A 522-nucleotide genomic window follows, 5' to 3' on the forward strand; every position below is an offset into this window, starting at 1 on the left:
CAATTTACATTGACGTCTCGCGTCGGAACAGGATATTTTTCCGCATTTGAATATGACGATACTGGATCCATTGTTCGCAGCGTCCTCAATCAAACAGGAAATTCTGCGACTTTCACGATCGGATCCAACAATTTATTCAGATATTATAATTACGCGCTCTCCAATTTTACATATACCGCAGGGGGCAGCGCCAACAACGACGCGACTGCCGCGCACTCCAACTCTTCGGCATTTTTAACCCTAACCTGTACCCCAGCGAGCGCGGGACCGACCGTAACGGCCGTTAGCCCGACCAGCGGCCCCGCTGCCGGCGGCACGGCGGTCACCATCACCGGCACCGGCTTTACCGGGGCTACCGCCGTCAAGTTCGGTGCGACCTCTGCAACCGGCGTCACTGTTGTCAGCGCGACCAGCATCACCGCAACCGCTCCGGCTGGCAGCGGCACCGTCGACGTGACCGTGACTACCCCTGGCGGCACCAGCGCCACCTCGGCGAGTGACCGGTTCACCTATGTCGCGGCC

Annotated in this window: 1 protein-coding gene; it reads left to right on the top strand. The window is 58.8% G+C overall.

What is annotated here, in order from left to right:
* On the top strand, nucleotides 1-522 hold a 522-nt coding region (locus EJC47_RS21255; protein ID WP_221885210.1), incomplete at both ends, for an IPT/TIG domain-containing protein.

This window comes from Sphingomonas sp. TF3, assembly GCF_003985085.1.
In the GTDB taxonomy this organism is placed as follows: Bacteria; Pseudomonadota; Alphaproteobacteria; order Sphingomonadales; family Sphingomonadaceae; genus Sphingomonas.